The 13909-nt window shown below is 32.3% G+C and carries 16 protein-coding genes and 1 pseudogene; all 17 read left to right on the top strand.

Going from position 1 to position 13909, the window contains the following annotated elements; all coding sequences use genetic code 11:
• Window positions 1–439 precede the first annotated feature (439 nt).
• Window positions 440–766, top strand: coding sequence for a helix-turn-helix transcriptional regulator (locus PQO00_RS13120; protein ID WP_274185304.1), 327 nt, complete (start codon window positions 440–442; stop codon window positions 764–766).
• Window positions 763–1275 (top strand): SRPBCC domain-containing protein, encoded by a 513-nt coding sequence (locus PQO00_RS13115; protein ID WP_274185303.1) that lies wholly within the window; start codon window positions 763–765, stop codon window positions 1273–1275. The genes PQO00_RS13120 and PQO00_RS13115 overlap by 4 nt, the downstream gene beginning before the upstream one ends.
• 76 nt (window positions 1276–1351) lie before the next feature.
• Window positions 1352–1852 (top strand): SRPBCC domain-containing protein, encoded by a 501-nt coding sequence (locus tag PQO00_RS13110; protein WP_274185302.1) that lies wholly within the window; start codon window positions 1352–1354, stop codon window positions 1850–1852.
• 42 nt (window positions 1853–1894) lie between these two features.
• A complete protein-coding gene (locus PQO00_RS13105) occupies window positions 1895–2275 on the top strand; it encodes a DoxX family protein (RefSeq protein WP_274185301.1) in 381 nt (126 codons plus the stop codon).
• Between the two features lie 86 nt (window positions 2276–2361).
• Window positions 2362–2499 carry a hypothetical protein gene (locus PQO00_RS13100; RefSeq protein WP_274185300.1) on the top strand — a complete coding sequence of 46 codons (138 nt, stop codon included), beginning with the start codon at window positions 2362–2364 and terminating at the stop codon, window positions 2497–2499.
• A gap of 181 nt (window positions 2500–2680) precedes the next feature.
• Entirely contained in the window at window positions 2681–3490 is an 810-nt protein-coding gene (locus tag PQO00_RS13095) for an AraC family transcriptional regulator (protein WP_274185299.1), read from the top strand.
• An 87-nt stretch (window positions 3491–3577) separates the two neighbouring features.
• Window positions 3578–4132: a dihydrofolate reductase family protein gene (locus tag PQO00_RS13090; protein ID WP_274185298.1), complete on the top strand. Its 555-nt coding sequence runs from the start codon at window positions 3578–3580 to the stop codon at window positions 4130–4132.
• Between the two features lie 141 nt (window positions 4133–4273).
• Complete coding sequence (locus PQO00_RS13085; RefSeq protein ID WP_274185297.1) at window positions 4274–4729, top strand: MarR family winged helix-turn-helix transcriptional regulator; 456 nt, start codon at window positions 4274–4276, stop codon at window positions 4727–4729.
• 74 nt (window positions 4730–4803) lie between these two features.
• Complete coding sequence (gene arr / locus PQO00_RS13080; protein WP_274185296.1) at window positions 4804–5235, top strand: NAD(+)--rifampin ADP-ribosyltransferase; 432 nt, start codon at window positions 4804–4806, stop codon at window positions 5233–5235.
• A 14-nt stretch (window positions 5236–5249) separates the two neighbouring features.
• Window positions 5250–5405 (top strand): annotated as a pseudogene (locus tag PQO00_RS13075) (site-specific integrase); the annotation flags it as partial.
• Window positions 5406–5523: 118 nt separating this feature from the next.
• Window positions 5524–5904, top strand: coding sequence for a hypothetical protein (locus PQO00_RS13070; RefSeq protein WP_274185295.1), 381 nt, complete (start codon window positions 5524–5526; stop codon window positions 5902–5904).
• A 44-nt stretch (window positions 5905–5948) separates the two neighbouring features.
• Entirely contained in the window at window positions 5949–6956 is a 1008-nt protein-coding gene (locus tag PQO00_RS13065; RefSeq protein ID WP_274185294.1) for a sensor histidine kinase, read from the top strand.
• Window positions 6953–7708: a LytTR family DNA-binding domain-containing protein gene (locus PQO00_RS13060; protein WP_274185293.1), complete on the top strand. Its 756-nt coding sequence runs from the start codon at window positions 6953–6955 to the stop codon at window positions 7706–7708. The genes PQO00_RS13065 and PQO00_RS13060 overlap by 4 nt, the downstream gene beginning before the upstream one ends.
• Before the next feature lie 11 nt (window positions 7709–7719).
• On the top strand, window positions 7720–8757 hold the full coding sequence (locus PQO00_RS13055) for a S1C family serine protease (protein WP_274185292.1): 1038 nt from the start codon (window positions 7720–7722) through the stop codon (window positions 8755–8757).
• Between the two features lie 918 nt (window positions 8758–9675).
• Entirely contained in the window at window positions 9676–10386 is a 711-nt protein-coding gene (locus tag PQO00_RS13050; protein WP_274185291.1) for an outer membrane beta-barrel protein, read from the top strand.
• A gap of 18 nt (window positions 10387–10404) precedes the next feature.
• The gene (locus tag PQO00_RS13045) at window positions 10405–12789 is read left to right on the top strand and encodes a TolC family protein (protein ID WP_274185290.1); all 2385 of its coding nucleotides are present in this window, start codon (window positions 10405–10407) and stop codon (window positions 12787–12789) included.
• A 12-nt stretch (window positions 12790–12801) separates the two neighbouring features.
• Window positions 12802–13905: an efflux RND transporter periplasmic adaptor subunit gene (locus PQO00_RS13040; protein ID WP_274185289.1), complete on the top strand. Its 1104-nt coding sequence runs from the start codon at window positions 12802–12804 to the stop codon at window positions 13903–13905.
• Window positions 13906–13909: the final 4 nt, after the last annotated feature.

Raw genomic sequence — 13909 nt, 5'->3', positions numbered from 1 at the left:
TTTATTTCAAAATTATATCATTTTGCCAGTGTAGATCTTTTTTCAATTGTAAAAAAAGTGTGAAATTTTAGTAAAAGGGGAGCTTAATCGTAGTTTTATTTTGGGTTCATTAAGTTTTTGCTTTAAAATTTGTCTCAAAGAACAGACCAAAACTTTTGGGACACTCCAGGGTCTCCACGACCCAAATTTACGCCAAGGTGGTTGAGAAAAAGTAAGCGATGATAGGCAAGTGCTAAAAGAGAAATTTAATTCTAACCAGGCAAACTCAAAAATTTGTTGGATAAAAATGTTAAAATATTTGCGTAGTTAAATGGCTTCATATATATTTGTAGTCAAATAACTTCATAATATGAAACATCTATACTTGTATATTCTTTATTAAATAGAATATTTGAAAATGATGTTACATGTGACAGTTGAAAAAAATAAACTTTAACACATGAAATTAAGACGAGATATTTTTCAAGCTATTGCAGACCCTACACGACGCTCAATATTAGTATTGTTAGCTACTCAAACTATGACAGCCGGTGCAATTGCTAATAATTTTGATGTAGCAAGACCAACAATTTCAAAACACATTCAAATATTAAATGAATGTGATTTAATAGAAGCCAACCAACAAGGTCGCGAAATTCATTACCAAATTAAAATTGATAAAATGAAAGAAATCGATACATGGTTGGAGCAATTCAGAAAGATTTGGGAAAACCGATTTGATCAATTGGACAACGTATTATCTAAACTAAAAAAACAAAAAAAATGAACAGTAATTTATTATTCGATTTTTCCGTAGATAAAGAAAACAAAACCATTCACATAAAACGAGAATTTGATGCTAATCTTGATTTGGTTTGGCAAGCTTGGACAAAAGCTGAATTGTTAAATGAGTGGTGGGCACCAAAACCCTATCATATTGAAACAAAGTCTTTGGATTTAAGAGTTGGAGGAATGTGGCTTTATGCAATGGTTAGTCCACAAGACGAAAAAATGTGGTGCAAAGCTGATTACAAAGTTATTGAAACAGAAAAACTACTGTCTTGGTTAGATGCCTTTTGTGATGAAAATGGAAAAGAGAACACCATTAAGCCACGTTCTTTATGGACGAACAATTTCACAGAAAATAATGGTATTACATTGGTAAATATCACTTTAAAACATGATAAGCTCGAAGATATTAAAGCAATGATTGATATGGGCTTTAAAGAAGGACTTACAATGGCTTTTGAAAATCTTGATAACTTTTTACCTACCATTAAAAACAAGAAAACATAGACAATCATTTTAAATAACTATTAAGTATGATAAACCTAAAGCTTCTTTTAGTAAGAAATAATTAAAATTTAAAAAAATGAAAAAATTACAGTTCGATTTCCTTCCAGATAAGGAAAACAACACATTAACAATCAAACGTGAATTTGCAGCAGAACGCCAACTTGTTTGGGATTGCTACACTAAAGAAGAATTGCTAAATCAATGGTTTGCACCCAAACCGTTTACTACAAAAACCAAATCAATGGAGTTCAAGAACGGAGGGCATTGGCATTACGCAATGGTTGACCCAGAAGGAAATGAGCATTGGGGATATACTGAATATTATGACATCGACCCAATTGACCATTATCGAACTTCGGATGCTTTCTGTGATAGTGAAGGAACAATCAACCAAGATTTGCCAAAAGCAAAATGGTATGTAGCATTTAACGACAAGGGCGAGAACACAATAGTTACAACAGTAGTCACTTACAATTCTTTAAACGATCTCGAAACCATTATTAATATGGGAATGAGGGAAGGAATGATGGCCACACTTGAAAAACTAGACGAATTATTAGTTTCATTGAAAAAGTAGAGCAATAGATTTTCGAATACAAAAACATTAATATTTTGAGTCATGAGTAAAAAAATTAAAATCATCTTTTGGGTGGCAACCTCTATCATTTTCTTAATGGAGGCCGTGATGCCTTTAGGTACACTTTTATTCGCCCACGAATACTTTAACGCGGGGACAAAACCGTTGGGTTACCCTGATTATTTTGCTTACACATTAATCATCTGTAAAATATTGGGAGCAACAGTATTGATGTTCCCCAAATTACCCGAAAAATTGAGGGAATGGGCGTATGCAGGCTTGACATTTAATCTAATTTTTGCAGTAATAAGTCATATTGTTGTAGACAAAAACATCAGTTATATTGTAATGCCGATAATAGTAGGAGCAATATTAGCAGTATCTTATATCTACAACCAAAAATTGCAATCGCCAAATAAGTAAAAAGTTAAACCTATTAAAAATGAAAAATATTAAATTACTACTGCTGTTATTTTCTTTAATATTAGGGGCACAAAACGACACGAATATTGGTAAGGACACAATATTTAACTTTTCTGATTGGAGAAAAACAGTTTAGAGGGAAAGGTTTAGGTTCGCAAATAGTGGATTTAATGATGTCGGAAATTCAAGATCATAACCCACAATTGATACCTGAAGAAGAATAAATAGCTAACAATTTAAATGGCAGAAATTATTTGGCAAGATAATTTTCAAGAACAACTCAAACCGATAAAAGACAGTTTAGCAAAACTGAAAAGGCAAGGTATTGAAGCTGTAGAATATTAGTAGGCGTCATGAAAATTAATACTAAATGGTTTATCTTTAGTGTGAAAAATCACGCTTTAGATGAAATATCAAAAAAAACTTCCATCAAAATCCTTATCTAATTATGTTAGGTCGTTTTGGGTATTTGAAGGGGAGGCTTCACAAATTCAGCCATATAGACATCGTATTATGGCAGATGGTGCTGCAGAATTGATATTTCACTATAAAGGAAATTTCAGCATATTAGATTCCCATAATAAATCCCAAACCATATTTACGTCAGGATTAGACGCACAATCTCTAAAAGTAAAAAGACTGACAACTTCTCAAGATTTTGGTCTTTTTGGGGTGTATCTATATCCTTATACAATGTCTTTGCTTCTTTCAATTCCGGCAACTGAATTAAAAAATGAAATGATAGACATTAAAACATTATTTGGTAAACAAGAAAATGGTTTGGAAGAAAAAATGATGTTAGCAAAAAGCACAAATGAAAGAATGGGAATAATAACGTCATTTCTCGAAGATAAACTATTAAAAGCCAAAGCGGCCCAATCAGTAATTTTAGAATCTATTAAATACATCATCAAGGCAAATGGTCAGGTAGATATTGGATCGTTAGCTGATAGTAACTTTTTATCAAGACGTCAGTTTGAACGTAATTTCAAATACTTCACAGGCTACAGTCCAAAACTGTATTCAAGAATAATACGTTTTCAAGAATCATTAAAATACTACGGTAATCCCAATTTAAAATTAACTCAAATAGCCTTAAATTCGGGTTATACTGATCAATCCCATTTCATTAGGGAATTTAAGGAGTTTGCGGGATATACACCCAAAGAATATTTCTATACTATTGGTGAGGCTAACGAATGGAAAGAAGCATAGTCTTTTTTTATTCATGTCGTATCTATTCAATTTTCATTAAATACTATTGGGTATTATTGCCTTTAATTATTTATTAAAATTTATAATATGCGAAAAATAATTTTAAACCTAGCGGTATCATTGGATGGTTTTATTGAAGGCCCAAATGGAGAGATAGATTGGCTAACCTTTACAGAAGAAACTGGAATAGTACTCAATAATTTTATTAAAGATATAGATACGGTTTTGTATGGCAGAATTACTTACGACTCATGGGGTACATATAAACCGTCACAAGAAAGTAGTGATTTTGAAAAGAATTTTTATAGTGAAATGGATAAAAAATTGAAATATGTTTTTTCAAAAAGTAAATCAATATTTGAGGGAAACCCTATAGTAATCAATTCAGATATTGAAAAGCAAATTAATAATATTAAAAAGGAGCAAGGAAAAAATATTTGGCTTTATGGAGGAGCTAACCTTATTACATCATTATTGAATCTAAACTTAATAGATGAATTTAGATTAGCCATTTGTCCAATCATTTTAGGAGAAGGAAAACCACTTTTTAAAAATATTAAAGACAGAAAAAAATTAAAATTAATAAGTGCCAAAGGTCATGAATCCGGTATAGTGGAATTAATTTATAACTATAATCATTAATATTTAAAAATAAACAGAACTTTTCAAGTAGTAATACACGTCCTATCAGTGGCATATTTAGTAATAAATATGCCATTTGTATAAGAATTCATCTTTTTTTATCTTTGTCGTCAAGATATTTGATAATCAAAATAAATTATAATGGATGATTTAGCTTTTGAAATTAGAAAATTGAGTGAGATGTATGCTTTTACATCTCTTCAGATGCACGAGACTATAGGTAGAAAAGCGGGACTTACAGGAACAGACCATAAATACCTTGGCTTTATAATGAAAAAAGGGAAAATGACAGCAGGAGAGATTTCAATATTAACTGGGCTAACTTCAGGTTCTGTGACAGCTTTAATTGACAGGTTTGAAAAGAAAAAATTAGTTAAAAGAGAACACGCAAAGGATGATAGACGTAAAGTTTTTGTGGTACCTAATTCTGAAAAAATAATGAAATTATTTGAACCGCTCTACAGGGAATTCAGAAAAGAAACTGAAAATTTGATTTCATCATTTTCTAATGACGAAAAAAAAATTCTTCAGAGTTATTTTTCAAAAGCGATAGATGTAATGAATAAGACTACATGTCAAATTAACAATAAAAAGTAATTATAAGATAGTAACTGTAATGCTTTAGTTAACTAGTACAATACTAACAGTATCTTATTTTTAAAATGATAAAAATGTATAAAAATTCAATGAAGCAAATAGCGACACCTTTTAAGCAAACATACTTTCACGGTACAAAAGCAGATTTGAAAATCGGGGATTTAATTAAAGTAGGTTACAACTCTAATTTTGGACAGAGAAAGAATGCAAAATACATTTTTTTAACAGCCACATTAGATGCAGCAATTTGGGGGGCAGAACTAGCTTACGGAAAAGAAAGGGAAAGAATTTATTTGGTCGAGCCAACAGGAGAAATTGAAGATGACCCAGACCTTACTGACCAAAAATTCCCAGGAAATCCATCTAAATCGTATCGTTCTACACAACCGTTCAGGGTTGTTGGAGAGGTTACTATATGGCAAGGACATGAACCAGAAAAAGTAAAAGCAATGAAAGAAGGAATTAAAAAGCTAAATGAACAAGGTATAAACTCGCTTAATGAGTAGAAAATAATGACCTTTTGACTAATGGAGTTCCAATTGAAACAGTTTCAAAACTTTTAGGTCATTCCAGAATTTCAACTACACAAGTATATGCTAAAGTTGTGGAGAAAAAGGTGAGTGACAATATAAATGCTCTAAAGCTCAAATCAAAAAAAGTAAAACAGGAATTATAACACACTTTAAAATTTAGACACTTCACTTTCAACTTTGGATGTTTCACCTTAAAAACTCTCATGCAGTTTAGCTTGTGACTATACTTTTGTTTCATAATCATTTAAAAACAGTAAAAAGATGAAGACAATTAAGCATGTATTAGTTTTGGCAGTAGTAGTATTAATAGGAACAACTGCAGTGGCTCAAGAAAGGGAATTATGGGAGGAACAAAAAGCTCAAATGGAAACACAGCTCGCCACCTATTTTGAAAAATTAGATTTATCTGAAGAGCAAAAACCAAAATTTGAAGAAATCACAAAAAAGTATGGAAAGCAGATGATGAAATTAAAAGAAAATAACAAAGGCAGACTGGCCAAGTATAGAGAGTATAAATCTATTCTTGAAAATAAGAAAAAGGAAATCAAGGACATACTTTCAAATGCTCAGTATGAAATATACGAAGAAACTCAAGAGGAAATAGTACAAAAAATAAAAGAAAAAAGGAACAATAAAAGTTAGAAGCCTTAAATTTAAGGGCTTGCTCATTGGTAATTTTTAATCAAATGAATAAAAATAGACTCATACTTTTAATATCCATTAGTTTCTCGTTTTTGGTTAACGTACCAAGAATTATTTTCTTGTTTGGTGGTGAAGGTAAGGAGATTATTGATTTGTTGGAAGTGTCTGTCGAAGACACGATTTTAAGGTTTTTGTTGTTGTTTATATTTTGTTATGTAGTACTCAAATTCAACTTGCAATGGTTGCAAAAATTTAATGTTAAGTATCAATTTTTAGCCTCAATTGCTATAAACCTTATCATCATTTCGGTATGGATGCTGTTATTTAAATTGATAAATGATTTGGTTATCAATATTAATCTATACACCATTAATCCTCAATTTAACGCATTCGTTTATTCCTTTGTTTTACTTATGCTATTGGTAATTGTTAGAGCAATTAAGTTAATCAATCAATCAAAGCTAGATGCTATTGAAAAAGAACAATTAAAACAGCAAAGCTTACAGAGTGAATTAGCCGCATTAAAAAATCAGGTCAATCCTCATTTTTTATTTAATTCACTTAATTCTCTGAGTTTGTTGGTAAGAGAAGACCAAAAAGAAGCGGGAAAGTTTATTAACAAGCTGTCCTTCCTATACAGATATATATTGCAAAGCAAAGATCAGGATTTAGTAACAATAAAGGAAGAGCTGAGGTTTTTAGACAGCTATATCCATCTTATAAAACAACGGTATCGTGATAATTTTAATGTAAACATTCATATAGACGAAAAGTTACTTCAAAAGAAGATTCCAACTTTGGCTTTACAACTGCTTATGGAAAACGCGGTGAAGCATAATGAAATTTCAGATAATAAGCCTTTACTAGTTGATGTGTTTGATGAGAATGACCGTTTAGTTGTCAAGAATAAATTACAAAAAAGAACCGGACACATAGAAAGTACCAATACTGGCCTGAGTAACTTAAATACCCGATTTAAATTGAACATGAATGGAGGTATCGAAATTTCAAAGGACGATGTACACTTTACAGTTAAAATACCAATGATATGAAAGTAGTAATTATTGAAGACGAAAAAACAGCTGCAGAAAACTTAAAGTATCTTTTATCAGAAGCAGATTCCTCAATTCAAGTTGATAAAGTTATCGATACAGTTTCTGGGACAGTAGATTTTTTTTCGAAAGAAAACAATATTGAATTAGCGTTTTTTGACATTCATTTAGCAGACGGTATATCATTCGAAGTCTTTGATAAAGTTCAGGTTACCGTTCCTGTAATATTTACTACTGCTTATGACGAATATGCTATCAAAGCCTTTAAAGTGAACAGTATCGACTACTTGCTAAAACCTATTGATGAGGGGGAATTAAAAGAAGCACTGGATAAATACAAATCTACAAGGCAAATTGTTCCCGTGAATGAACAATTTCAGAAAATATTCCAAATACTCAATACTGAAAAAAAATCATATAAATCGACATATTTGGTTCAACAACGCGATACATTGATTCCATTACCTGTTGATGATATCGCTTATTTCACAATTGATACCGGAATTGTTAAAGCCATTTCCTTTGATAGAAAAACATATACCATTGATGGAAAATTAGAAGATATAGAAATAGAATTAAACCCTAATCAATTCTTCAGGGCCAATAGACAATTTATAGTTCGGCGAGAAGCGATTGAAAACTTACAATTGTACTTTAACGGAAAGTTGATTTTGAATGTGGAACCTAAACCAAAAGAACAAATAGTTGTGAGTAAAGTAAAGGCCCCTCAATTAAAAAAATGGATGAATTAAACTTTCAAATGATGAAAAAACCAATAATACTTATATTCTTAAACCTGATAGCATTTAATCTTTACTCTCAAAATATAGCAGAACTCTACAAAAAAGTAGACGCTTCGGTAGTAACAATATTAACAGAATCTAAAGTGTTAAAAGAAGACCATCAAATGGCAAACGATCAAGGCATTGGTTCTGGGGTATTAATTTCTGGGGGAGGTGAGATTCTCACGGCAGCACATGTGGTAAATGACGCCGAAAAAATAACAGTTCGTTTTTTAAACGGAGAAGAAATACCTGCTAAAGTTATTCGCTCTGCACCAATGCCAGATTTAGCACTTATCAAACTTATATGGATGCCTAAAGAATACACCATTGCAAGTCTTGGCAATTCTGACGAAACGGTTATTGGTGAACAAGTTATTGTTGTTGGAGCGCCTTATGGGTTTGAACATTCATTATCGGTAGGCTATATAAGTGGTAAAAAAGATCAGAAAGTAAGAACATCAGGTTTTATTTTAAACGAATTTTTCCAAACGGACGCTTCAATTAATCAAGGAAATTCGGGTGGACCAATGTTTAACCTAAAAGGTGAAGTTATTGGTATATCGAGCTATATAATCTCTGAATCTGGTGGGTTCCAAGGCATAGGTTTTGCAGCTACAGTTAATTTGGCAAAAAAAGTGGTTGTAGATGTTAATAGACGCTGGACAGGTATCAATGGGTATTTTCTGGATGAGAAAGCGGCTTGGATTCTTAATGTACCCATTAATGGAGGCCTGCTTGTAGAATCTGTTGTGCAATTTTCGCCTGCTTACTATGCGGGATTAAAAGAGGGTTTTGAAAAAGTGATTGTTGGCGGACAGGATATGATAGTAGGCGGAGACATAATCATATCGGTTAATGACTTTCCGCTTACAGTAAAAGCTTTCAAGCAACTCTCTGAAGTATCGTCAGAAACTTTAAATAGCAAACAAGAAAGTTTTTTTAATCAAAAACTCTTTAAACTACAAGTTCTTCGAGGAGGAAAAATCAAAGAACTTACCCTCAAATTTAAAGAGTAAGCTTTTAAGCAAAAATATCGGTTACATTAGTGGCTATTTCTCTGGTTAATTTGGTTATTTCAATTTATTCATTAAGTCTAACGTAGTTTACATAATACTCTTGAACTCATATCCCATAGGGTTATAAGTATAGAGAAACCATATACCTAGTAATCTTCTCAGTTTTTATAATTGGTATAATTTGGCTTTGGTCACAAAGAGGGTAAACTATACAGACCTATTGTCCAATTTTATAATTACTATTATTAATAAGACTATTAAGGTTCATTTCTCTAACTTTTGCTTTCTTCTTATTAAAAGTTGGAAAACCTTTTCCTCTATTCGAAATCCCACCAACAGCAACAGACAGACTAAACGGGGTTGTTAAGGTTGCGGATCTTTTCCTTTAAGATATATTATACCAAATGAATTTCAAAATAACCGTAATTATTTTGAATTATTTTTAGATCAGATAAAATAGAAAATCTAAGCATAGCATTCGTTCAATGTCATTAAGTTAAGGAAATTTGCCCCTTTTTGTCACATTGAGCGCAGTCGAAATGCTAATAAAACTAGAACTCCAATTGGTCTTCGACTGCGCTCAGACTGACATTACTGCCTTAACTTAATGACATTGAGCATTCGTTATGGTTATATGCCCAGTCAAGCTGAGCACATGTTTTATATTGAAATAAGAGCTAAAAAGAAACAAACATTATAGGTTGTTTTAATGTTTATTTGGTATTAAAGACGTTTCAGTCAACATTTTAGCCCCTTCACTTTCTTTTCATAAACCCGCTCTATAAGCAATGCTACTTTTGCCCCCGAAAACAAAAAAAAATGAATTGATTTTTTGATGGACAGTGAAGAGGGGCTTGAAAACTTTAAGTCTCTCCACACCAGAAAGAAACAGAAAAACTAATTATAAAAACTAAAAATATGAAGACACTTTTTATCGTACTTTTATTTGTAGCAAGTCTCAGTCCCATTTTTGCCCAAACAGGTCAAGATGCTAAATTTTATATCGGTGCATCTTATGGTACATCTTTTAGTCTAGGTGATTTTGGAGATACGGATATTAGTAATCCAGATGCTGGTTTTGCTGATAACGGAAACAAACTGGACTTATTTGGAGGTTATTTTTTAAACAATAAAGTAACGCTTACAGGTACTTTTAGATATCAAACTTTTGATACTAAAATTGGAAACCTAATCGAAGAATTTAATGCAGACAATCCAGGATCCAATTTTTCTGGTAGCACAGAAGATTGGAACGTTTACTCTCTTTTAGTAGGAGCAGCTTACAAAATCAATATCTATAAGAAATTTAGTCTCTTTCCCCGTGTTGGTGTTGGCCCAATGGTAGTTAGCAATCCCGGTATTACTATTAGCTCACCGGATGATGCTGTAGCACAAAGTTTCAGCAGAAGTTCTGAATCTGGTATTGGTGTTGGATATGAATTCGGGATCGGTCTTAAAACCGATTTAGGTAAACATTTTGCCCTGATGCCAACCTTTACATTCAGTGGTGGTTTTGCAACGATAACAGATGTAAACACGACTACGGATACCCTTTTGATAAATAGTAATTACGATGTCAAAATTCAATCTTTTAATCTAGGACTTTCCATAGCATATAAGTTCCAGTAACCATTAAAATACTATCCAATGAAAAACATATATTTTTTACTTTTTAGAATAAACAGAAAGGCAGGATTCCTGTTCTTGGTTTTAGGGGTTATGGGTTGTAATTATAGCTTTGCACAAGCTTTAAACATTGGTGTAATTACAGATTATAAATATGATGAACTTCAACAAAATACTCTTAAAAGAAATATTAGGGAAGAGGTTGCTAAGACCATTGGAAGCTCTGCACAATTATCCTTATTAGATAAAAATATCGTTGCTGCTGACTACAATGCAATAAAAATCAACAATGCTTATACCCAATTGTCTGCTAGCTGTGATGTTATTGTACTTGTTGGAATAAAATCTACCAAAACCATTCTGGAGTCCAAAAATATCACTAGGCCCACAATAGCATTAGGAATAACAAATACTGCAATTCAAAATATTCCGCTTACAGAAAAAGGCACGTCAGGAGTCGATAATTTCAGCTATATCCTCACCAGTAGATCTTTAGAGCAAGAACTAAACCAATTTTACGAGCTTTTTCCATATAAAAAATTGAGTGTGCTCATTTATCAAGAAATGGTAAATACTATAGGGAAAAACAAATTTGAAAAAGGTATTGAAGCACTTTCGCAGAAGCTTAATTGTACAATCTATCCTGTTGTATTAGATGATGATATCGCTAAATCATTAGTAAAGATTCCTGCAGATACCGATGCAGTATTCTTAGGGACCACCTTTGAAATATCTCGTGAGGACATCCAGGTAATTGTTGATTATCTAAAGGTAAAGGCTATTCCTTCGTACTCACCCTTACAACAATATGTAGAAGCAGGTATTTTGTCCGGAGTATCATCTGAAAAAGATGCCAAGTCGATTTTTAGAAAACTAGGTTTGATGATTGATGAAATAAGAAGAGGCGAAAATGCAAAAGACTTACAAGTATCACTTGGTCAAAAAAAGCAGCTCTATTTCAATGTAGAAACAAGTAAAGCAATCCATTTTTCCCCAACTTTTCAAACATTGTTTACCGCTAATTTAATTAATGGCGAAGCGGATTCTAATGAATTCACATATAGTCTTACAGAAATACTGGAAAAAGCAATTAATGCTAATCTGGGCGTACAAATAAGTTACAAGGATATTGCACTTTCAGAACAAGATATACGAGAAGCAAAATCTCATTATTTACCGACTGTCAATGTGGGCGTACAAGCTTCTCAAATAAACGAGGAAGCCACCAACGAATTTATAGGGCAATCAGAATGTTCTATTATACAATCTACAAATGCATCACAACTTATTTATTCAGAATCGGTAATTGCCAATATTAAAATCCAAAAGTTGCTTAACGAGGCACAGAAGTATACAACTAAACAGGAAGTTAATTACACTATTTTTCGGACGTATCAATTATATCTTAATATACTTTTTGCAAAGTCAAACGTAGATATTCAAAAAGAAAATCTTGAAGTTTTAAAGAAAAATTTAGAGTTAGCAGAACTGCAAGCGGATATAGGAGCAAAAATTAAATCGGATGTATACCGTTGGAAATCGGAAGTAGCCAATGCAACACAGCGTCTTATTGAAGCTCAGACAGGTTTAATTATCACAAAAGAAAGCTTAAATACCTTTTTAAACAACACCTTGGATAATGACTTTGATATTGAAGATATTCATTTAGAAAATAATCTATTTGACTATTATGACAGCAACCTATTGGTCAATCAAATAAAAAATCCTCAAGATGTAAAAAAAATCAGCCAGTATCTATATGAATATGCTAGTAGCAACTTTCCAGGTGTAAAACAATTGGAGTATGCAATCAAGGCATTAGAACGTCAAAAAAAATCTAACAATAGGGCTTTTTACTTGCCTAATGTTTCATTAGGAGTTAATCAGTCCGAAATACTTCATAGAAGTGGAGTCGCTTCAGAGCCTACAGGTAATTTTAGCAACTTTATAGATTCTTACTGGAATGTAGGTTTAACTCTAACGTTTCCGCTTTTCGAGGGCAATAGAAAAAATATAAAAAGGCAACAAACAGCTATTCAAACAGAGCAGTTAACACTTCAAAAGAAAGAACTTGTAAACGGCCTAAAGTTAAACATTCAAAACTCAATAGCGAATCTGATTTCTGGAAAAACCAACATTGTACTTTCTGAAAAATCGGCGGAAAATGCACAAAAGAATTTTGAAATCCTGCAAAAATTATATTTAGAAAATTCAATTTCAATCGTACCGTTTTTTGATGCTCAAAATGCAGCACTGAATGCCAAACTTATCCATGTTAATTCTGTTTATGCTTACATCATGTCCTTTGTGGAATTGGAAAATAGCATTGGCTTTTTTAGTATGCTCGCAAGTACAGAAGAAAAACAAAAATTCGAAGAAAGTTTAAATCAATCCATTAATAAATAAAAGATTAAGAAGATGTCGCTTATCATAAATTTAAAAAGAAAAAACTTGATAGTATGGCTCATAGCCATTAGTTGCCTGTCATTTATAGGTTGTAAGAATAACAAAACCAAAGAAGCAGAAGCACCTTTAAAAAAGGTAAAATATACAATAGCGGGTTATAAGGGTGAAAAAAAACAAAAAACCTTTAACGGCGAAACCCAATCTGCCTCAATAACCAATTTAAGTTTTAGAATGGGCGGGATCATTACTAAAATGAATGCAACCGTTGGTAGAAAAGTAAAAAAGGGAGAACTATTAGCGCAATTAGACACAAGGGAAATAGACTTAAGTTATCAGCAAATCAATGAGGCTGTACGGAGTTCCAAAGTTCAATTGGAAATAGCACAATCCACATTAGACAGAGCAAAAAGACTTTACCAAGCACAAGCGGCTTCTTTAAGTGATTTGGAGCAAGCTAGAAATGGGTGCTCGCAGGCAAAAGCAGCCTATGAGTCAAATTTAAAATCTCTAAGCCTTACGAGCAATCAATATAATTATGCAAAGATTATTGCTCCCACTTCAGGTATCATTTCTAAAGTTTATGTAGAAAAAAATGAAGTAGTTAAGGCTGGTGCTAACATTATTACTATCGATTCTGATAATAACGAATTTCAAGTAAAAGTATCCCTGCCAGAAAATTACATTAACGAAGTAAGGTTAAATGATGAAGTAGTTCTAGTTATTAATGACGTTAATAAACAAGGTGTTATTTCAGAAATAGGCTATGTGGCACAAGGAGCTTCTTTCCCTATCACCATTAATATTGTCAAACCAGATAGTAATCTACGTCCTGGTCTTTCAGCAAGTGTGACCTTTAAAATGGATTCAGAATCTCAAAACAAAACCCTATTAGTGCCTATAGAAGCCGTTAGACAAGACGAATCTGGTAATTTCATGTATCAACTTATATCCCAAGAGAATGGTATTTATCAGGTAGTAAAAACAACCATTGAAATTGGCGAAATATCAGGAAATTACTTTAATGTCATTTCAGGTATATGTCAAGGCGATTACATCGCTATAGCAGGATTAAATAATCTGTATGATGGAATGCAAGTACAACTATTCAAAAATTAAATCA

Source organism: Flavivirga sp. 57AJ16 (assembly GCF_028736925.1).
Classification (GTDB): Bacteria; Bacteroidota; Bacteroidia; order Flavobacteriales; family Flavobacteriaceae; genus Flavivirga.
The sequence above is the reverse complement of the archived record's forward strand: the minus strand, read 5'-3'. Positions and strand labels throughout refer to the sequence as shown.